General features: G+C 65.3%; 15 protein-coding genes and 2 pseudogenes. 14 read left to right on the forward strand and 3 right to left on the reverse strand.

Features of this window, described 5'->3' with window-relative positions:
- From addB to GT370_RS02960, 7 genes and pseudogenes are all read left to right on the forward strand, one after another.
- Complete coding sequence (gene addB / locus GT370_RS02930) at window positions 1-2595, forward strand: double-strand break repair protein AddB (RefSeq protein WP_270184346.1); 2595 nt, start codon at window positions 1-3, stop codon at window positions 2593-2595.
- Window positions 2582-5983: a double-strand break repair helicase AddA gene (gene addA, locus GT370_RS02935; RefSeq protein WP_270183867.1), complete on the forward strand. Its 3402-nt coding sequence runs from the start codon at window positions 2582-2584 to the stop codon at window positions 5981-5983. The genes addB and addA overlap by 14 nt, the downstream gene beginning before the upstream one ends.
- 55 nt (window positions 5984-6038) lie before the next feature.
- Entirely contained in the window at window positions 6039-6356 is a 318-nt protein-coding gene (trxA, locus tag GT370_RS02940; protein ID WP_008493297.1) for a thioredoxin, read from the forward strand.
- Window positions 6356-6748 (forward strand): acyl-CoA thioesterase, encoded by a 393-nt coding sequence (locus tag GT370_RS02945; RefSeq protein WP_008493296.1) that lies wholly within the window; start codon window positions 6356-6358, stop codon window positions 6746-6748. The genes trxA and GT370_RS02945 overlap by 1 nt, the downstream gene beginning before the upstream one ends.
- A 140-nt stretch (window positions 6749-6888) precedes the next feature.
- Complete coding sequence (locus GT370_RS02950) at window positions 6889-7083, forward strand: zinc-finger domain-containing protein (protein ID WP_008493295.1); 195 nt, start codon at window positions 6889-6891, stop codon at window positions 7081-7083.
- A gap of 59 nt (window positions 7084-7142) precedes the next feature.
- Window positions 7143-9769 (forward strand): annotated as a pseudogene (gene polA / locus GT370_RS02955) (DNA polymerase I); the annotation flags it as partial.
- A gap of 232 nt (window positions 9770-10001) precedes the next feature.
- Entirely contained in the window at window positions 10002-10385 is a 384-nt protein-coding gene (locus GT370_RS02960) for a hypothetical protein (protein WP_270183868.1), read from the forward strand.
- A gap of 3 nt (window positions 10386-10388) precedes the next feature.
- Here the strand turns inward: GT370_RS02960 and GT370_RS02965 are convergent, their stop codons facing one another.
- The gene (locus GT370_RS02965) at window positions 10389-10844 is read right to left on the reverse strand and encodes an Lrp/AsnC family transcriptional regulator (RefSeq protein WP_008493293.1); all 456 of its coding nucleotides are present in this window, start codon (window positions 10842-10844) and stop codon (window positions 10389-10391) included.
- 151 nt (window positions 10845-10995) lie between these two features.
- Between GT370_RS02965 and GT370_RS02970 the strand changes: the two genes are divergently transcribed.
- The 6 genes and pseudogenes from GT370_RS02970 to GT370_RS02985 all read left to right on the forward strand — a co-directional run bounded on the left by GT370_RS02970 (window position 10996) and on the right by GT370_RS02985 (window position 16559).
- Window positions 10996-12165 carry a phosphoserine transaminase gene (locus tag GT370_RS02970; RefSeq protein ID WP_008493292.1) on the forward strand — a complete coding sequence of 390 codons (1170 nt, stop codon included), beginning with the start codon at window positions 10996-10998 and terminating at the stop codon, window positions 12163-12165.
- 109 nt (window positions 12166-12274) lie between these two features.
- Window positions 12275-13053 (forward strand): annotated as a pseudogene (locus GT370_RS21165) (hydroxyacid dehydrogenase); the annotation flags it as partial.
- Window positions 13054-13293: 240 nt separating this feature from the next.
- Entirely contained in the window at window positions 13294-13713 is a 420-nt protein-coding gene (locus tag GT370_RS21170) for a hypothetical protein (protein ID WP_442865528.1), read from the forward strand.
- Window positions 13710-13859, forward strand: coding sequence for a hypothetical protein (locus GT370_RS21175; RefSeq protein WP_442865481.1), 150 nt, complete (start codon window positions 13710-13712; stop codon window positions 13857-13859). Before GT370_RS21170 ends, GT370_RS21175 begins: the two co-directional genes overlap by 4 nt.
- A 93-nt stretch (window positions 13860-13952) precedes the next feature.
- Window positions 13953-14882, forward strand: a complete 930-nt coding sequence (locus tag GT370_RS02980; RefSeq protein ID WP_270183869.1) for a hypothetical protein — start codon at window positions 13953-13955, stop codon at window positions 14880-14882.
- Window positions 14883-15332: 450 nt separating this feature from the next.
- Window positions 15333-16559, forward strand: coding sequence for a hypothetical protein (locus GT370_RS02985; RefSeq protein ID WP_270183870.1), 1227 nt, complete (start codon window positions 15333-15335; stop codon window positions 16557-16559).
- 123 nt (window positions 16560-16682) lie between these two features.
- Here GT370_RS02985 and GT370_RS02990 read toward each other — a convergent pair whose 3' ends face one another.
- Window positions 16683-17108: a HutD/Ves family protein gene (locus GT370_RS02990; protein ID WP_270183871.1), complete on the reverse strand. Its 426-nt coding sequence runs from the start codon at window positions 17106-17108 to the stop codon at window positions 16683-16685.
- A complete protein-coding gene (locus tag GT370_RS02995; RefSeq protein WP_270183872.1) occupies window positions 17108-18250 on the reverse strand; it encodes an alpha-hydroxy acid oxidase in 1143 nt (380 codons plus the stop codon). The genes GT370_RS02990 and GT370_RS02995 overlap by 1 nt, the downstream gene beginning before the upstream one ends.
- Window positions 18251-18538: 288 nt before the next feature.
- Between GT370_RS02995 and GT370_RS03000 the strand changes: the two genes are divergently transcribed.
- Window positions 18539-19633: a sugar ABC transporter substrate-binding protein gene (locus tag GT370_RS03000; protein WP_008493284.1), complete on the forward strand. Its 1095-nt coding sequence runs from the start codon at window positions 18539-18541 to the stop codon at window positions 19631-19633.
- The last annotated feature ends 24 nt before the right edge of the window (window positions 19634-19657 follow it).

A 19657-nucleotide genomic window follows, 5' to 3' on the forward strand; every position in this document is an offset into this window, starting at 1 on the left:
CTGCAGAAGCCGCAGGAGAGCGGGGCGCCGCAGAAACTCCCCGCCGCCTGGGCGCTGGCGGCGGAATTCGCGACGCTGCTGGATGAGGCCGACCATGCCGGGGTGGATCTCGCCGCCGCCCTGCCCGGGCTGGCCCCGGCGGAATTCGCGGAACATTGGCAGAAGACGCTGGAATTCCTCACCATCGTCACCCATGCCTGGCCGGCCATTCTGGAGGCCGAGGGGGTGATGAACCCGGCGAAGCGTCTGGCGTTGCTGATCGAGGCGCAGGCGAAGGCCTGGGGCGAAAACCCGCCGGCCGGGCCGGTCTGGATGGTCGCGGCGGAAGGCACGCCCGCCATCGCCCGCATGGCCGAGATGGTGGCGAAGCTGCCGCAGGGGCGGTTGATCCTGCCGGGGTTCGATCCGCATCTGGCACCCGCTGCCTGGGAGGGGGTGGAAGATTCGCACGCCCAGGGCGGCATCGCCCGGCTGCTGGCCGATATCGGGGCGCGGGTGGAGGAGGTTGAGGCACTGCCGGGGGCAATGCCAGGCGGGCGCGGGGCGCTGCTCTCGCGCGCCTTGCTGCCCGCCGCCGCGCTCTCCGCCTGGCAGGAGCCGGCAACGCTGGATCTGGCCGGGCTCTCCCGGCTGGAGACCGGGGATGAGGCGCAGAATGCGGTGGCGATTGCGATGATCCTGCGCGAGGCCTTGCAGATCCAGGGCCAGAGCGCGGCGTTGATCACCCCGGACCGGGCGCTGGCGGCGCGGGTGGGGGCGGCGCTGAAGCGCTTTGGCATCACCGCCGATGACAGCGCTGGGGAGCCGCTCTCCGCCACCCCGCCGGCGGTGTATCTGCGCCTGCTCGCCCGCGCCGCGCGGGAGGGCTACGCGCCGCTGCCGCTCCTGGCGCTGCTGAAACATCCGCTCGCCACCGGCGGCATCGCCCCGCTGGCGTTCCGCAGCATGGCCCGCAAGCTGGAGCGCCAGGCCCTGCGCGGCCCGCGCCCGCCGCCGGGGCTGGAGGGGTTGCGCTTCCGGCTGAAGGACGAGCATCAGGCGGAGCGGGATTTCCTCACCCGGCTGGAAGCGTTGCTGGCCCCTCTGGCGCTGCCGGTGGCGGTTTCGCCGGTGGCAGCGCTCACCGCCTTGATCGAGGCCGGGGAGGCGCTGGCGGCGACGCCGGAGGAGCCCGGCCCGGCCCGGCTCTGGCTGGGCGAGGCCGGCAATGCGCTCTCCTCCCTGCTCTCCGAGAGTCTGGTGGCGCTGGCGGAGATGCCGGAGATGGACCCGGCCGATCTGCCGGAGCTGCTTGACGCGCTGATCGCCGGGCAGAGCGTGCGCAAGCCCCGGGCGAAGGACGGGCATCCGCGCATCGCCATCTGGGGCATCCAGGAGGCGGCGTTGCAAAGCGTGGATGTGGCGGTGCTGGGCGGGCTGGTGGAGGGTGTATGGCCATCGCCGGAAGAGCCCGGCCCCTGGCTCTCCCGGCCGATGCGCCGCGCCGCCGGGCTGCCCAGCCCGGAACGTAAGATCGGCCAGGCGGCGCATGGGTTTTTCTCTTTGGCTTGTGCGTGCAAGCAGGTGGTGCTGGCCGCGCCCAACCGGCGTGAGCGCGCTCCGGCGGTGCCGGCGCGCTGGCTGACCCGTCTGGCCGCGATGCTGGCCGGGCAGGGGCAGAGCCTGCCCGCGCATGAGGCCGGGCTGTGGGCCGGGCAGCTCGATCTGCCGGTGGAGCGCATCCGCCGGGCGAAGCCGCAGCCGCGCCCGCCCGCCCATGCCCGGCCAAAGACCTATTCCATCTCCGATATCGCGACGCTGATGGTCGATCCTTACGCGATCTATTCCCGCAAGATTCTGAAGCTCGCCCCGTTGGAAGCGCTGGATGAGGAGAGCGATGCCAGCCAGTTCGGCGATGTGGTGCATGCAGGTCTGGCGGCGTTTTTCAAAGCTGGCGACATCACCGCGCCGGATGCCCCGCTGCGGCTGCGCCATGCGCTGGAGGTGGCGATGCGCCAGCAACGCCCGCGCGCCGCGCTGGCGCAATGGTGGGGGGCGCGGCTGGGGCGGATCGCCGAATGGCTGGTGGCGGAGGAGCGCGCCCGCCTCGCCGAACATGGCCCGCCCGCCGCGCAGGCGCTGGAGCTGCCGGGCGAATGGCGGATGCCGGGCGGCTTCACGCTGAAGGGCCGCGCCGACCGGATCGAGCGCGATGCGCAAGGCGGGATCAGGATCATCGACTACAAGACCGGCAATGTGCCCTCCGAGAAGCAGGTGAAAGCCGGCATCGCCCCGCAGCTGCCGCTGGAGGCGGCGATGGCGCGGCGCGGCGGCTTTGGTCCGGAATTTGAGGGTGAGGCGGTGGAGCTGCTTTATGTCGCACTCTCCGGCCGCGCGGCGGCCGGGGCGCAGAGTGCCGTGCTGAAAACGCCTGAGGCGCTGCGCGAGGTGGTCGAGCGGGCCGGTGAGCTGCCCGCTCTGTTGGCGAAATTCGCGGACCCGGACACGGCCTTTCTCGCCGCCCCGCATCCGGAGCGGGAAAACCGGTTCGATGATTATGCCGGCCTGTCGCGCCGCGCCGAATGGGGCGGGGAGGATGAGAATGGGGGCGATTGAGCAGGCCAACCAGGAGCAGCTGCGCGCCTCCAACCCGGCGATTTCCGCTTTCGTCGCCGCCTCCGCCGGCAGCGGCAAGACCAAGCTGCTGACCGACCGGCTGTTGCGGCTGATGCTGGCGGGCACGCCGCCGGAGCGCATTCTCTGCCTCACCTACACCAAGGCGGCGGCGGCGGAGATGCGCATCCGGCTCAATCGCCGCTTGGGCGAATGGGTGGCGCTGCCGCAGGAGAAACTGCGCGCCGCGCTGCAGGCGCTGGATGTGGCGGCGGATGCGGCCACACTCGCCCGCGCCCGGCGGCTGTTCGCGGAAGTGTTGGATCTGCCAGGGGGAATGCGGATCGAGACGATCCACGCCTTTTGCCAATCGCTATTGCGGCGCTTCCCGCTGGAGGCGCGGCTCTCGCCGCATTTCACCGTCGCGGATGACGAGGCGGCGGGCTTGCGGCTGCGCGAGGCGCGCGAGCAGGTGCTGGCCAGCCCCGCGGCGCGGGCGGCGGTGGAGGTGCTGGCGGCGGAGATCGACGAGCTGCGCTTTGCCGATCTCAGCGGCAAATTCGTGCAGGGGGCGGAAAAGGCGTTTCTGGACGCGTCGGCCCCGGCACGCGCGGCGCTGCTGCAGGCGGCGCTGGGCGCGCAGGATGAGGATGAAGATGCGCTGCTGACGGCCCTGGTTTCGCCGCCGCGGGAAAGCGTGCTGCGCGACGCCCTCAACGATGTGGCCTCACGCGGCAATGCCAGCGGCCAGAAATGGGCCTGGCCGGGGCTGGATTGGCTGGCTTTGCCGCGGCCTGAGCGCATCGCGACGCGTGAGGTCTGGGCTGGCATCTGCCTTACCACCGCCGGTGAGCCACGCACGCTGAAAGGGTTTTGCGGCAAAAAGCTCGCCGCCGAGGAAGAGCGGATCAAGGCCGAATTCCAGAGAGAGGCCGAGCGTGTGCTGGGTTTGCTGGACCGGCTGAAGCTGATCCGGCTGCTGCGCATCAATGAAGCGCTGCTCGATATTCTCGCCCCGGTGGGTCTGGCGGAGCGGGCGGGAAAGCGTCTGGCCTCTGAGCTGTCCTATGGCGATCTCATCGCGCAGACCTCGGAGCTGCTGATTGATCCTGGTGCGGCCTGGGTGCTGTACAAGCTGGATGGCGGCATCGAGCATCTGCTGCTGGACGAGGTGCAGGATACCGCCCCGGCGCAATGGGACATCGCCAACGCCATCGCCGCCGAGTTTTTCGCCGGTGAAGGCGCGCGGGAGGCGCGGCGCAGCATTTTCGCGGTGGGGGACCCGAAGCAGTCGATCTTCTCCTTCCAGGGCGCGGATCTGAAAAGCTTCGATGCCAACCGGGGAAAATTCCGGCAGGCGGCGCAGCAGGCGGGGCAGGGCTGGCTGGATGGGGCGCTCTCGGTCTCCTTCCGCTCCACCGCGCCGGTGCTGGAACTGACCGATGCCGTGTTTGCCGAGGGCTTTGCCCGGCAGGGCGTGGTGGCGCCGGGTGAGCGGCTGCGCCATGGCGTGGCCAGGCTGGGCCAGGCCGGCGAGGTGGCGCTCTGGCCGCTGAGTGTCGCCGAAGAGGCGCAGGCGGCGCCGGACTGGCAGGTGCTGGATGAGTATCAGAGCGCTGAATCCGCTGTCGCGGCGCTGGCGCGGCAATTGGCGTCCTATATCGAGATGCGGCTGACCCAGCCTCTGCCGGCGAAAGACCGGCTGGCGCGGCCTGGGGATTTTCTGATTCTGGTGCGCTCGCGCGGGGCGATTGTCGGCGCCGTGACCTCGGAGCTGAAGGCGCGCGGCATCGAGGTGGCGGGGCTGGACCGGATGGTGCTGCCGCAGCAGCCGGCGGTGGCCGACATGCTGGCTTTGTGCGACGCGCTGCTGCTGCCCGAGGATGATCTCGCCTTCGCGCAATTCCTGGTCTCGCCTTTGGGCGGCCTGTCCGATGACAGCCTGATGGAGCTGGCGCTGGGCCGCCCCGGCTCGCTCTTGGGCGCGCTCTATGCCCGGGCCGATGAGCGCGCGGAGTGGCAGGCGCCGAAAGCCTATTTCGAGGCGCTGCGCGCCCGCGCGGATTTTGACACGCCCTTCGCGCTGCTTTCTGAGGCGCTGGGGGCGCTGGGCGGGCGGGCGCGGCTGCTGGCGCGCTTCGGCGCCGAGGCGGCGGAGCCGCTGGATGAGTTCCTGGCCGAGGCGCTGCAATTCTCCATCGCCGAGCCGGGCAGTCTGCAGTTGTTCGTGCAGGCGCTGCGGGCGAGCGAAACCGCGATCAAGCGCGAATCCGAGGCCGGGAGCGACGAGGTGCGGATCATGACCGTGCATGGCGCCAAGGGCTTGCAGGCGCCGATCGTGATCATGCCCGACACCACCGGCCTGCCGCAGGCCGAGGGCAGTTTGTTCTGGCTGGATGTGCCACAGGCAGCCTACCGGCTGCCGGTGCTCTGCCCGCGCGCGGCGCTGCGCCCGGCGGTGCTGGCCAATAAGCAGGCGGCGCTGCGCCGTGCCCAGCTCGATGAATATAACCGCCTGCTCTATGTGGCGCTGACCCGGGCCGAGGATGAATTGCTGATCTGCGGGGCTGCCGGGCGGCGGGCATTGCCGGCGGAGTGCTGGTACGAGGCGGTGAGGCAGGGCTTTGAACGGCTGGAGGCGCGCGATGAGGACGGCGTGCTGCTGCATGACTGCCCGCAGACCGCAGCACCGGATGGCGCCTCGCAGATGCGCAGCAAGTTGCAGGCGTCGCTGCCCGCCTGGGCAGGGCGCGCGCCGGACTGGCAGGCCGCCCCCGCGCCGAAGGAAGCGCCAGGCCCGCAGCGAATCGTCCCCAGCCGGGTGGCGGATGAAACCTCGCGCGCTGCCCTCGCCATCAGCCCGCTGGCCGGGCCGCAAAGCCCGGCCTCACGCCGCGCCGCCGCCATGGCGCGCGGGGTGGCGGTGCATGCGTTGCTGCAGCATCTGCCCGGCGTGGCGGTGCCGGCACGGGAGGCGGCGGCTTTGGCCTATCTCACGGCGCAGCCGGAATTGGCCCCGGAGGCGGCGGAAATTTGCGCCTCCGTCCTGAAAATTCTGCATGAGCCGGCGCTGGCGCCGCTATTCGGCCCTGGTTCGGTGGCGGAAATGGAGCTGGCGGGCGTCGTTGGCGGGCGGGAAGTGGCGGGCATCGCGGACCGGGTTTTCATCGGCCCGGAGGAGATCCTCATCGCCGACTATAAGACCGACAGAAATCCCCCCTCGGACCCATCCGGAATCCCGGAAAAATATCTCGCCCAGCTCGCCGCCTATCGCGCTGTGCTGCGCCAGATCCACCCTGGACGCCCCGTGCGCTGCCTGCTGGTCTGGACCGCGCGGGCCGCAACCATGGCGGTGCCGGAGGACAGGCTCGACCAGGTGGGGTTGGGTTGATCGGCATGGCAATCACCGCCATGTTACGAAAAATTCTGTTTTTGACAGGTGTATCATGACCAAGGCTGTAACCGACGCAACGTTTTCGACCGATGTGCTGAAATCCAGCACCCCGGTTCTGGTGGATTTCTGGGCCGAATGGTGCGGCCCGTGCCGGTCCATCGCCCCCTCGCTGGAGGCGCTGGCCGAGGAATATGGCGGCAAGCTGGAAGTGGTGAAGGTGAACATCGATGAGAATCCGATGACACCGACCCAGTATGGCGTGCGCGGCATCCCGACTTTGCTGATCTTCAAGGACGGCCAGGTGGCGGCCCAGCAGGTGGGGGCGGCGCCGAAATCCGTGCTCAAGGCCTGGATCGAGAAAAGCCTCTAATGTCCGACCGCGAGCAGCCGCCGGCGATCATGCCGATGATCCGCACCATCGCCATGCCGGCGGATGCCAACGCCAATGGCGATATTTTCGGCGGCTGGCTGATGAGCCAGATGGATCTCGCGGCCGGTAATCTGGCCCAGCGCACCGCCCATGGCCGCTGCGTGACCGTGGCGGTGGAGGCGATGAGCTTCATCCGCCCGGTGAAGATCGGCGATGAGGTGAGCGTTTATTGTGAGCTGCTGTCCACCGGCCGGACCTCGATGAATATCTCGGTCGAGGCCTGGCGGCGGGAGCGCGCCGAGGAGAATGACGAGCGCGTGACCAAGGCGGTGTTCCGGTTCGTGGCGATCGACTCGACGGGTCGCCCCCGGCCGCTGCCCAAGCGCGGCTAAAAAAAGTTTTTGGGGTTGAAGGGGCTTTTTACAAAAAGCCCCTTCGTCTTATCTGGCCGCCGCCAAAGCCCCAGCTTGGGTATGGCGCGGAATGAAGCTAAGAGGGGGGCGGTTATATCTTTGCACCGGAGAGCGGAGCCATGAGCGTACAGACGGATTCGATCAATCATTCTGAAATTCTTCATGTGAAAACCCGGTCCGTCTCCTGCGATGGCGGCGTTGGCCCGCTGGGCCACCCCAAAGTCTACCTGCAGATCCCGGGCGAGCAAGTCGCCTGCCCTTATTGCTCGCGCATCTTCATCCTCGATGGTGACGGCGCGGGCGAGAGCCATTGAAACTCGTCCTCGTCGACGGCTCGGGTTTCATCTTCCGGGCCTTTCACGCCATCCCTGACATGCAGCGCGCCGATGGCGTGCATGTGAACGCGGTGTTCGGCTTCTGCAACATGCTGGAGCGGCTGCTGAAAAACCATGCCGGGACGCATCTGGCGGTGATTTTCGATGCCGGGCGGCATACCTTCCGCAACCGGCTCTACGACCAGTACAAGGCCCACCGGCCCGAGCCGCCGCCGGAGTTGGTGCCACAATTCGCGCTGATCCGCGAGGCGACCAAGGCGTTTGGCGTGCCCTCGATCGAGCTGGAGGATTGGGAGGCGGATGATCTGATCGCCGCCTATGCCAAGGCAGCACTTGAGGCGGGCGGGGAGGCGGTGATCGTCTCCTCGGACAAGGATCTGATGCAGCTGCTGCGCCCCGGCGTGGAAATGCTGGACCCGATGAAGAACACGCCGATCGGCCTCGAAGAGGTTGAGAAGAAATTCGGGGTGACGCCGGACAAGGTGATCGAGGTGCAGGCGCTGATCGGCGACTCGGTGGATAACGTGCCCGGTGTGCCGGGGATTGGCCCGAAGGGGGCGGCGGCGCTGATTGGCGAGTATGGCACGCTCGAAGCCGTGCTGGAGGCCGCCCCCTCGATGAAGCCCTCGAAGCGGCGGGATGCGCTGATTGAGCATGCGCAGGCGGCAAGGATTTCGCGCGAGCTGGTGATTTTGCGCGACGATGCGCCGCTGCCGCTGCCGGTGGACGAGCTGGGGGTGAAAGCCTGGGACGCCGCGGTGCTGCGCGCCTTCCTGGTTGAGAATAATTTCCGCTCCATCCGCACAAGGCTCGGCCTTGAAGAGGGGCATGCGGAGGAAATGGTGGAGGTTGAGCAGAGTGCTGCCCCCTTCGGGCCGTATCAGCCGGTTTACAAGATCGAAGCGCTGCGAGAGATCATCGAAGCCGCGCATAAAGGCGGGGTGATCGGGCTTTCGGTGCAGACGGATGATCCCTCCGGGCTGCATGGCAGGCTGGTCGGGCTGGGGCTGGCGGTGGCGGCGGGGCAGGGCGTGTATCTGCCGCTGCGCCATCATGTGACGCTGGATGCCGAGCCGCAGCCGGCATGGGACGAGGCGGCGGGCGCGCTGAACGCCTTGTTTGCCGACCCGGCCGTGCTGAAGATTTTCCATGATGCGAAATTCGCGCTGGAGGCGCTGGCGCGGGCCGGGTTGACCGCGCCTGCCCCGTTCGATGACGCGATGCTGATTTCCTACGCCCAGGATGCGGGGAATTTCGCGCATGATCTGGCGACGCTGGCGCGGGTGCATCTCTCCCATAGCGTGAAAACCGCCGATGATGTCACCGGCACCGGGCGCGGGCGGCTGAATTTCGCCGAGGCGCCGGTGGAGAAGGCGACCGCTCTGGGGGCGGAGGCGGCGGATGTGACGCTGCGGCTCTGGAGCCAGCTGAAGCCGGCGCTGCGGGTACATAAATCGCTGGCTCTGTACGAGCTGCTGGAGAAGAAGCTGGTGCCGGTGCTGGCACAGATGGAAGCCGAGGGCGTGCTGGTGGACAAAGCGGATCTCTCCGCCATGTCCATCGAGTTTGGTGAGCGGATGGGCGTGTTCGAGGCGCAGATCCATCAGCTCGCCGGGCATGAATTCAATGTCGGCAGCCCGAAGCAGCTGGGTGAGGTGCTGTTTGAGGAGATGGGGCTTACCGGCGGCAAGAAAGGCAAGAACGGCGCCTGGGGCACGGATTCGTCCGTGCTCGAAGGGCTGGCCGAGCAGGGCCATGAGATCGCGCAGCGTGTGATGGAGTGGCGCCAGCTCTCCAAGCTGAAATCCACCTACGCGGATGCGCTGGTCGGGCAGATCGACGAAAAAACCGGTCGTGTGCATACGAATTTCCAGATGGCGGCGACCACCACCGGCGGCTCTCCTCCACCGATCCGAATTTGCAGAATATCCCGATCCGCACCGAGGAAGGGGCGCGCATCCGCAAGGCGTTTATCGCCGCACCGGGGCACAGCCTGATCTCGGCGGATTATTCGCAGATCGAGCTGCGGCTTCTGGCGCATGTGGCGGATATTCCGGCGCTGAAGCAAAGCTTTGAGACGGGCGAGGATATTCACGCCCGCACCGCTTCCGAAGTGTTCGGCGTGCCGATGGTGGAGATGGATGGGGCGACCAGGCGGCGCGCCAAGGCGATTAATTTCGGCATCATTTACGGGATTTCGGCGTTTGGGCTGGCGCGGCAGCTTGGCATTTCCGCAGGCGAGGCCAAGAGCTATATCGATGCCTATTTCAAACGCTACCCGGAAATCCGCGCCTATATGGATGCGACGAAGGAGCAGGCGCGCACGGACGGCTATGTGCTGACGCCGTTCGGCCGGCGCTGCTGGGTGCCGAGGATCAAGGACAAAATCCCGGCGCTGCGGGCCTATGCGGAACGCCAGGCGATCAACGCGCCGCTGCAAGGCGGGGCCTCGGACATCATCAAGCGCGCCATGGTAAGGTTGCCGAAGGCGCTGGCGGATGCGGGGCTTTCAACCAAGCTGCTGCTGCAGGTGCATGACGAATTGCTGTTCGAGACGCCGGATGATGAGGCGGAGAAGGCGGCGGCGCTGGTGAAAGAGGTGATGCAGGGGGCGGCGACGCTGTCCGTGCCGCTGGTGGTGGAGACGGGCGTGGGCAAGAATTGGGGAAGGCGCATTAGGCATCCAACTATAAGTTGTTTTTTTGTTTTTCGTAAACGAAACGGCAGTTCAAGAGTCATTCAATTAGGTGGGTTTTTATGTGTTCTGATGATTCGCTGCCGCAGACAAAGCAAGAGATCGAGCTGAACAGGGCAGTTTATTTGGGGCTGCTGGCCTCTGCTTTTCCTCTCTTTTGCAGGTCCTTAGCTGTGTGCACGATTCAGGTTTACGCGTTGGGATGTTTTTTTCGGCGGCATGTTTGATTTTGGCAGGAGTTTTTTTTGCCACCGGAGCAGCAATTTACGAATTGAATTTGAAATATTTTGATGAATTGATTTGTTGCGAACAAAAACAAAAAAAGATCAACAGTAGAATTCGTAGACGAATTATGTGCGTTTCAATGATTGGTTTGGTTTTCGGAAGCTTTGGCGCAGGTCTTGATTTCCTCGGTGTGTTTGGAAATGCAACTTGGTTTCCTAAAATTATTGGTTTTATCAATTCGGAGGTGGTTTTGATTTTCGGCAACGTAATCGCAGTTTTGGTGTTGTTGTCGATAGCTGACCGTATTCTAGCAGCGTGCAAAGATGATTTTAAAAATCATTTGCGTACAAAAGCCAAATAAGCCCTAAATCGGCAACGCCCCTTCCTTCATCCGCTCCATCGCAAAGCGGCTCGAAACATTTCGCAGCGGCACCATCTCGATCAGCTTGCGGTAGAAGGAATCATACGCGGCGATGTCCGGCACCACGACGTGCAGCAGATAATCCACATCGCCGCTCATCCGCCACGCCCCGACGATCTCCGGAATATTTTTGACAGCCTGATGAAATTTATCCAGCCAGGCGGCAGAGTGGTCGCTGGTTTCCACCGAGACGAAGACCGAGACCGGCAGGCCGAGCTTGTCGGCGTCGAGGATCGCGACGCGGGATTTGATGATGCCGTTTTCCTCCATGCGCTTGATTCGCTTCCAGCAAGGCGTCGCGGTGAGCCCCACCTTGTCGGCGATCTCGTTGAGCGAGAGGGAGGCATCCGAGGCCAGCAGCCGCAGGATGGAACGGTCGATCTGATCCAGCTCGATCATGGTCTAGGGTCGGCTTTCGTCAATAAAGTTGCATCAATGCCGGCGGGGGATGCGGCAGGCGGCTCTTGCGGCGGCGAAAGAAACGCAGTACAGGCCTCCTCGGGTCACGCCCCCCCACCGGGGCGCTTTTCTTCTGTAAGGGAGAGTTTTAATGGCAGATTTTTCTCCGGCCGCCAAGCCCGCGCTGCGTCCGAACAACCCGAATTTCTCCTCCGGCCCCTGCGCCAAGCGCCCCGGCTTTTCGCTGGCGGCCCTGGAAGGCGCGCTGCTCGGCCGTTCGCACCGCGCGAAGGAGCCGAAAGCCCGGCTCGCGGAGGTGATCACCCTTTCCAAATCCATCCTGGGCATGCCGGAAGGCTGGCGGCTGGGCATCGTGCCGGCCTCCGATACCGGGGCGGTGGAGATGGCACTGTGGTCCCTGCTGGGGGCGCGTCCGGTGGATGTGCTGGCGCATGAAAGCTTCTCCGAGGCCTGGGCGACCGACGTGCTGAAGCAGCTGAAGCTGGCCGATGCCCGCGTGATCAAGGCCGATTACGGCCAGCTGCCGGATGTGGCGCAGATCGATTTCAGCCATGACGTGGTTCTGGCCTGGAACGGCACCACCTCGGGCGTGCGCTTCCCGAATGGCGATTTCATCCCGGATGACCGCGAGGGTCTGGTGATCGCGGACAGCACGTCCGCCGCTTTCGCGATGGATCTGCCCTGGGCCAAGCTCGATGTCGTCACCTGGTCCTGGCAGAAGGTGCTGGGCGGTGAGGCAGGCCACGGCATGCTCGCCCTCTCGCCGCGCGCGGTGGAGCGGCTGACCAGCTACACACCGTCCTGGCCGCTGCCGAAGATTTTCCGCCTGACCTCCAAGGGCAAGCTGACCGAGGGCGTGTTTGTCGGCGAGACGATCAACACCCCGTCGATGCTGTGCGTGGAAGACGCGCTGGATGGTCTGCGCTGGGCGCAGGGCGTTGGCGGTCTGCAGGGGCTGATTGCGCGCTCCGAAGCGAATTTGAAGGCGATTGCCGATTGGGTTGAGGGCAATGAGCGGGTGCGCTTCCTGGCGGAAGATTCGGCGGTGCGCTCCTGCACCTCGATCTGCCTGGTCATCGACGCGCCCTGGTTCAAGGCGCTGGATGCGGAAGGCCAGGCCAAGGCCGCGAAGGCGGTGGCGAGCCTGCTGGAGAAGGAAAACGTGGCGCTGGATGCTGGTGCGTATCGCGACGCGCCGCCGGGCCTGCGCATCTGGGGTGGTGCCACGGTTGAGACGTCCGACATCCAGTCCTTGCTGCCCTGGATCGACTACGCCATCGACACGGTCGCCCAAGCTTAATTTTGTCCTGAGGCGTTGGCAGCGCCACGCCCCAGGCCCCAGCGAGCAAAAGTTTTTGGTGCCGCTTTTTTCAAAAAGCGGCGAAAAATCCTCTTAGGAATCCCATCACATGGTCAAGGTTCTGATCTCGGACAAACTGTCCCCCGCCGCCATCGAGATTTTCAAAAACCGCGGCGTCGAGGTTGACGTGAAGACCGGCCTCACCCCGGCGGAGCTGCGTGAGATTATCGGCCAGTATGACGGGCTGGCCATCCGCTCCGCCACCAAGGTGACGAAGGAAGTGCTGGATGTGGCGACCAATCTGAAGGTCGTGGGCCGGGCCGGCATCGGCGTCGATAATGTGGACGTGAAATCCGCCACCTCGCGCGGCGTGGTGGTGATGAACACCCCGAACGGCAACGCCATCACCACGGCCGAGCATGCGATTGCGATGATCTTCGCGACCGCCCGGCAGCTCCCCGAGGCGACGATTTCGACCAAGGCCGGGAAGTGGGAGAAGAACCGCTTCATGGGCGTGGAAGTCACCGGCAAGATCCTGGGGCTGATCGGCTGCGGCAATATCGGCTCGATCGTGGCGGACCGCGCGGTTGGCTTGAAGATGAAGGTGCTGGCCTATGATCCGTTCCTGACGGAAGCGCGCGCGGTGGAGCTGGGCGTGGAGAAGGCGGATCTGGAGACGATCTTCGCCAAGGCCGATTTCATCACCCTGCACACGCCGCTGATCGAGGCGACGCGCAATCTGATCTCCGCCGAGGCGATCGCGAAGATGAAGAAGGGCGTGCGCATCATCAATTGCGCGCGTGGGGCCTGGTGGATGAGAAGGCGCTGTATGAGGCGCTGAAATCCGGCCATGTCGCCGCCGCCGGGCTGGATGTGTTCGAAATTGAGCCGGCCAAGGAAAACCCGCTCTTCGAGCTGGAGAACGTGGTGTGCACCCCGCATCTGGGCGCCTCCACCTCCGAGGCGCAGGAGAATGTGGCGCTGCAGGTGGCCGAGCAGATCTCGGACTTCCTGCTGACCGGCTCCGTCACCAACGCGCTGAACATGCCGAGTGTCACCGCCGAGGAGGCGCCGCGGCTGCGCCCCTATATGGAGCTGGCCCGCCTGCTGGGCGGCTTTGCCGGGCAGATGACGCAGGCGCAGGACGGCACCATCCAGCGCATCCTGATCGAGTATGAGGGCGCGGCTTCGCTGCTCAACCACCGCCCGCTGAACGCCACGGCCCTGGCCGGGCTGCTGACGCCGGTGATGGACGGGGTGAACATGGTCAATGCCCCGGTGCTGGCGCGCGATCATGGCATCGAGGTTTCCGAGGCCTCGCATGACCGCACCGGCGATTACCAGACGCTGCTGCGCATCACCGTGACCACCGAGAAGGGCACGCGCTCGGTCGCCGGCACGCTGATCGGCAATGGCAAGCCGCGTTTGGTCGAGATCAAGGGCATCAAGGTGGAGGCGGATTTCGCCCCGCACATGCTGTATGTGACCAACAAGGACAAGCCGGGCTTCATCGGCCGCTTCGGCACCACGCTGGCGGAGGCGGGGTGAACATCGCCACCTTCCATCTCGGCCGCGCGGCCGAGGGCGAGGACGCGATCTGCCTGGTCTCCACCGATGGCGAGACGCCGGAAGCGGTGCTGCAGGCGGTGCGTGCGCTGCCGCTGGTGATGCAGGCGACCAATCTGGCGTTCTGAGAGCTGACCTGACGAAAAAAGCCCCTTCGCCGAAGGGGCTTTTTTGATTCCGGGCGGGTTTTTGGTATGGAGATATGCCATAATTACGCTGGGATGAAGACGCTGCCGACGCAAGCCTTTCGCCACCGCACCCTGATTCTGCTGCTGGTTCTGTTGCCCTTGTTCGGCAATGCGGCGTCGATATGGTTCAACGCCGATCCCACATTGCAATTATCGTTGATCGGCGTGGGGTTGCGGGGCGGTGTGTATGCTGGGCCGCCCGGGTGGATCGACCCGTCCGCGGCTTATATCACCCAGCCGCTTGGGTTTCTCGCGGCATCGGACTGGCTGCACGGCATCATTCCCTGGTGGAATCCTTATGCTGGTGTCGGCATGCCGCTCGCGGCGGAAATGCAAACCGAAGCCTTTTTCCTGCCCTTTGTTTTCCTGCTGCATTTCAAGGCCGGATGGTTGTGGCTGCGTATCGTTTTGCAAGCCATGTGTGGCGTGTTTCTGTACGGGTTTCTGGCCGAGATTGGGCTGGCGCGACGGGCGGCGTTTCTGGGCGCGGCTCTGTTTGAATTTACGCCGGAGTTTTTTCTCTGCCCCAGCGCGCCAATCGCGCCGCTGCCCTTCCTCCCGCTGCTGCTGCTGGGAATCGAGCGGGCGGCGGTGGCGAGTGCCGGCGAGCGGCGGGGCGGGTGGTCGCTGATCGTCATCGCCTGTGCCTATTCATTTTATGCTGGCAATCCTGAGGTCGCCTATTTTGATGGCATGCTCGCCGGGCTCTGGGCCATCTGGCGCTGGTTCGGCTTGGCCTGGCCGCAGCGGCTGCGCTTCACGCTCAAGCTCTGTGCCGGGCTTCTCGTCGCGATTTGCCTGAGCGCGCCGTTGCTGATCCCCGCCGCGATGTACACGGCGAAGGCCTATGTCGGGCTGCATGACGGCGTGTTCGCGCTGGTGCATATGCCGTTGCAGATGTTGCCGTTGCAGCTCTTTCCGCAGGCGCTCGGGTTTATGGGGTTCCGGTGCCCACGGCGCTGACGCCGTCGCAACTGGGCTCATATAACCTGACGCGTCTGCCGGAATGGGTGACGCTGCCGGTTCTGGCGTTGGCGCTGGCCGGGCTGGTTCGCGGCCGTGCGGCAAGGTTCTATGGGTTTCGGCTGATCCTCGCGGGATGGGTGGTGGTGTGGGAGGCCCGGTATCTCGGTGTCCTCCCGGTGCGCTGGCTGTTCAACCATGTACCCGGCGTTTCGGTCATGGATGCCACACGTTATAGCGGCCCTGCCGTCGATCTCGCGCTGATCCTGCTGGCCGCTTTTGCCCTGGATGATACGCTGCGCCAGAAGCGTCTTTCCCGCTGGCGCCTGGGGCTGGTCGGGTGGTGGTGGGGCTGCTTTGTGCCGGCGCCATTCTGCCCGGTTTGCCGTTGCTTACGCATTGGTATCACGCCCGCCCCGCGGCGGCTGTGCAAGCGCTGGGTTTTTCCTTTTGGCTGTCATTCTCACGCTTGCGGTTCTGGCCGGGCTGAACCGGCCGGCGCGGCGCTCGGCCATCATCGCCGGCGCGCTCTGTCTGCCGGTTTGCAATTTTGTCCTGCCGCAGCTCTCAGGGCTGAGCAAAGGCCATCTGGATACGGGGCTGATCGGCTTCCTGAAGCAGACTACCGGTCTGCAGAGAATGGCCAGCACGGGGCCGTTCGGGCTGAATTTTCCAGACCGCTATGGCATCGCCAGCGTCAATTACAACGCCTTGCCCGCCCCGGCGCTTTGGACGTCTTTCGCGCATGAGGTTCTCGACCCGCGGGCGGACCTGAACAGTTTCGACATGTCCGGCCCGCCGCGTGATATTCTGCCGCATCTGGCGGCTTTCCCGTCCCTTGGCGTGAAATATCTCGTCGTCGGCGATGCGCTGGCGTTCGCGCCCCATAGCTTCGCGATGGTGCCGGAGGCAGCGGCGACGACGGCCAACCCCTTGCGCCAAGGCCAGGACATGAGTGGCGAGATTGATGACGATCTGGGCTTTGGGGAGATTGGCGAAGCCTCGTTGAAGTTGGGAACCTACAGCGATACGGCGCGCGGCGTGCTGACGCTGCGGATTTGCGCCGGGGCTGACAATTGCCGGCAAAGCGACGTGTCGCTCGCCAATGCCAAGGATAATACGCCGACATTATTCGTGTTTGACCCGCCGCTTATCACGCATGGCCGGGCGCTGACCTATGATATTCTGCGCCGCGCCGGTGACAACGCGTTTGTGGTATGGACGGGGCGACGAGGCGGACAGGATGTGCCCGCCCTCCGCCTCGCCGCGCCCTGGCAGCCGCCCCTCAAGGGGCTGGCCTATCAGGGAATAACCGCGGATGTTCTGGAATTCGCCGCGCCCGCGCGATATGCCGGAACACTGGCTGGGCAATGCAAGATCGAAATCGAGACCAGGAGGGCCATGCGCGCCGATTGCGCGCGGCCGGACACGCTGATCAGGCGGGAAATGTATGCAAGCGGCTGGCATGTGCTTGTCGATGGCAAGCCCGCCGCAATCGGGCAATTGGCTGTCTTCCAGACGGTGGGGCTGGCGGCTGGGCAGCACGTCATCCGTTTCTATTATAAGCCCCCGCATATCGGACTGGCCTGCCTTGTCGCCGGCTTTGGCTTGCTGCTCTGGGGTGCGGCTTGTTTCTGGCCGCTGAGGCGGCCTGCGGCGCGGTTGGGCCGGCCCTGATCCGCACGGCTCAGCCGTGTTTTATCAGCCTTGCCAGCCAAAACGCGCCGCCCTCGGCCGCGAGCGTAGCGCCCGGGGGCAGCAGGGCGGCGTCCAGCGGCGCCAGGCTGGTGCCGTTCAGCCTCAGCGGGCCAGGGCCAGAACCAGATGCAGGGCGGGGGATGCGGGCAGGGTGAGGGGGGTAGGCTGAAACGCCAAGGTCGCGGTGAAGCAGTCCGGGTCGAACATCAGGTTCACATCCCGTACCATCTTGCCTTGCGGCGTGCCGAAGGCCGGCACTTCGCCAGGAAAGGCGTGGGCCGGGCCATCCGGGCGCAGTAGGGCCACGGGATAGCCCTGCACCTCCAGCAGGAGCCGCCCTTCCAATATCCCCATCAGCCGGGAGATGCCGGGAAACACCGAGAACGGCCCTGCCTGCGCGACATCGGCGAGGCTGAGGCGCCAGCCAAACTCCCTGTCCTTGCCCGGCGCCTCGGCCACCGGCCAGGTGATGCCGCCGCCATTCTTCCATTGCGTGGCCATGCGTTGTGTCGCGGGGAAAAGCTGCATTATTTCACCTTCAGGAAGCGCGGTCCCTCGGCGCGCAGCGTGTCGATATCCGGGCAGCCCATCAGCGCCATCGCCACCTCGATCTCGCGCGCCAGTGCGGCGATGATGGTGGAAACCCCGCGCTCGCCATCGGCGGCCAGCGCGAAGGCGGTAGCGCGGCCCAGCATCACCCCGGAGGCCCCCTGCGCGATCGCCTTCAAAATATCCGCGCCGCGCCGGAAGCCACCATCGATTGTCACCTCGATCCCGCCGGCGGCGGCGACGATCTCGGCCAGGCGGGAGATGGTGGAACTGGCGCCATCGAGCTGCCGGCCGCCATGGTTGGAGACAGTGATGCCGTCCATCCCGGTCTCGCGGGCCCAATGCGCGTCCTCGGGGTGCATGATGCCCTTCAGCACGATCCGCCCCGGCCATTGGGTGCGCACCCAGTCCAGATCCTTCCAGGACAAAGTCGGGTCGATCCGCGCGGAGAGGGCGGCGGCCTGGGCCAGCACGTTGCGTCCGAACGCCTTGCGCCCGGCCAGCGCCTCCACTTGCGGGCGGCCCTGGCGCAGCATGTCCCAGCACCAGCCCGGCCGCTCCAGCAGTTTCAGCGCCAAGGATGGGGTGAGGCGGGTGAGGGCGCGGAAGCCGTTGCGGGCATCGCGCTCGCGGATGCCGGTGATGGCGCAATCCACGGTGAGAAACAAAGTCTCCACCCCCGCTCCCCGCGCCGCCCCCATCATGTCCAGCGCCAGGCTGCGGTCCTTCAGCATATAGAGCTGGAACATCGGCTGCGCCTGCACCTGCCTGGCCAGCCGGGTGATGGAGGCGAGGGAGAAGCTGGACAGGCAAAAGCCGATTCCCGCCTTGGCGGCGGCGCGGGCAGCCTGGATCTCGCCATCGCGTGCATAGAGCCCGAGGAACCCGACCGGCCCAAGCATGAAGGGCAAAGCCTGCTTCTGGCCGAGGAATGTCGTGCCCAGCCTGGGCGCGGTGATGCCGCTCAGGGCGCGCTGCTCCAGCTCATAGCGGGCGAAATCCGCCTCGTTGGCGCGCATCGTCGCCTCGGATGCCGCGCCGCCATCGATATAATCGAAGAAGATTTTCGGCAGGCGGCGCTGCGCCTCGGCCCGCGCATCAGCGACGTTGAGCAGCCTCATGCGCTGTGCGCGGCGCCGCGGGGCGCGTAAACATCCGCTTCTTTCATGTGGATTTGATAAAAACGCGGTGCAGGCGGGTCAAGGGGACGGTGCTGTTCCGACAGATGCTGCGCTGCGGAAAATTGCGCGCGCACGCTGCGATCATTCAGCTTGACAGGGGCAAAGGGCGTCTTTACGTATGTTTATACGAGGGTAAAAATAATTCGGGTGGAATGTCGATGTGGCCGCGCAAGGATGCCATACGCTCCAGCCGAAATCGAGAAACAGTTCACAAAGGGAGAAAATCGAATGAAATCCACCAAGCTTTACGGTGCCACGGCGCTGACCATGATGCTCGCCGGCGCGCTGCCGGCCATGGCGCAGACCATTACGCCGCCGCAGGTGAGCCAGATGAGCACCAAGAAAATCACCATCGGCTTCCTGCTGCCGGAAAATTCCTCGCCGCGTTATGAGCAGATGGATCGCCCGGAATTCACCAAGCTGGTGAAGCAGGCTGACCCCAACACCACGCTGATCGTCACCAACGCCAACTCCAACCCGGATTCGCAGCTCAACCAGGCGCAGTCCGCGATCACCAACGGCGCCAACGTGCTGGTGGTGGACCCGGTGGACGGCAAGGCGGGTGCGGCCATCGTGGCCTACGCGGCGCGCAACCATGTGCCGGTGATCTCCTATGATCGTCTGATCCAGGATTCCAAGCCGGCCGGCTATGTCTCGTTCGACAATCTGCGGGTTGGCGAGCTGCAGGGCCAGTATATCGCCGACCATGTGAAGCCGGGCGGCTCGATCATCATGATCAACGGCGCGCCGACCGATTCGAACGGTCTGGAATTCAAGCGCGGTGCGCTGAATGTTCTGAACCCGCTGGTTAAGGCTGGCAAGTTGAAGATCGCCTACTCGGTGATGACGCCGAGCTGGAGCCCGGAGAATGCCTTCCAGGAGACCCAGCAGGCGCTGACCCGGCTTGGCAACAACGTCGATGGCGTGCTTGCCGCGAATGACGGCACGGCTTCGGGCGCCATCCGCGCGCTGCAGGCGGTGGGCCTCGCCGGCAAGATTCCGGTGACCGGTCAGGATGCGACGAATGGCGGCCTGACCTACATCCTTGAAGGTCTGCAGTCGATGACCGTGTTCAAATATGTGCCGCAGGAAGCCGCGGCCGCGGCGCAGTTCGCGGTTGGCATCGCCGCCGATGGCAAGGCGCCGGCTGGGCTGGTGAACGGGAAGGTCAATAACGGCAAGATCAACGTGCCGTCGGTTCTGCTCACCCCGCTCGTCGTCACCGCCGACAATATGAAGGACACGGTGATCAAGTCCGGCTACGCGACGCTGCCTTCGATCTGCGTCGGCGACGCCGCCAAGGCGCCACTCTGCCAGAAATAACCAGACTATAACTCAAGGAGATGA

This window comes from Acidocella sp. MX-AZ03, assembly GCF_027626035.1.
GTDB lineage: Bacteria > Pseudomonadota > Alphaproteobacteria > Acetobacterales > Acetobacteraceae > Acidocella > Acidocella facilis.

What these genes read in the sequence shown, in the direction of transcription:
- GT370_RS03000 (WP_008493284.1), top strand. Translation starts at nt 18,539, where the DNA reads ATGAAATCCACCAAGCTTTACGGTGCCACGGCGCTGACCATGATGCTC.
- GT370_RS02990 (WP_270183871.1), bottom strand. Translation starts at nt 17,108, where the DNA reads ATGCAGCTTTTCCCCGCGACACAACGCATGGCCACGCAATGGAAGAAT.
- GT370_RS02950 (WP_008493295.1), top strand. Translation starts at nt 6,889, where the DNA reads ATGAGCGTACAGACGGATTCGATCAATCATTCTGAAATTCTTCATGTG.
- GT370_RS02995 (WP_270183872.1), bottom strand. Translation starts at nt 18,250, where the DNA reads ATGAGGCTGCTCAACGTCGCTGATGCGCGGGCCGAGGCGCAGCGCCGC.
- trxA (WP_008493297.1), top strand. Translation starts at nt 6,039, where the DNA reads ATGACCAAGGCTGTAACCGACGCAACGTTTTCGACCGATGTGCTGAAA.
- addA (WP_270183867.1), top strand. Translation starts at nt 2,582, where the DNA reads ATGGGGGCGATTGAGCAGGCCAACCAGGAGCAGCTGCGCGCCTCCAAC.
- GT370_RS02980 (WP_270183869.1), top strand. Translation starts at nt 13,953, where the DNA reads ATGAAGACGCTGCCGACGCAAGCCTTTCGCCACCGCACCCTGATTCTG.
- GT370_RS02945 (WP_008493296.1), top strand. Translation starts at nt 6,356, where the DNA reads ATGTCCGACCGCGAGCAGCCGCCGGCGATCATGCCGATGATCCGCACC.
- GT370_RS21170 (WP_442865528.1), top strand. Translation starts at nt 13,294, where the DNA reads ATGACGCAGGCGCAGGACGGCACCATCCAGCGCATCCTGATCGAGTAT.
- GT370_RS02965 (WP_008493293.1), bottom strand. Translation starts at nt 10,844, where the DNA reads ATGATCGAGCTGGATCAGATCGACCGTTCCATCCTGCGGCTGCTGGCC.
- GT370_RS02960 (WP_270183868.1), top strand. Translation starts at nt 10,002, where the DNA reads ATGTTTTTTTCGGCGGCATGTTTGATTTTGGCAGGAGTTTTTTTTGCC.
- GT370_RS02970 (WP_008493292.1), top strand. Translation starts at nt 10,996, where the DNA reads ATGGCAGATTTTTCTCCGGCCGCCAAGCCCGCGCTGCGTCCGAACAAC.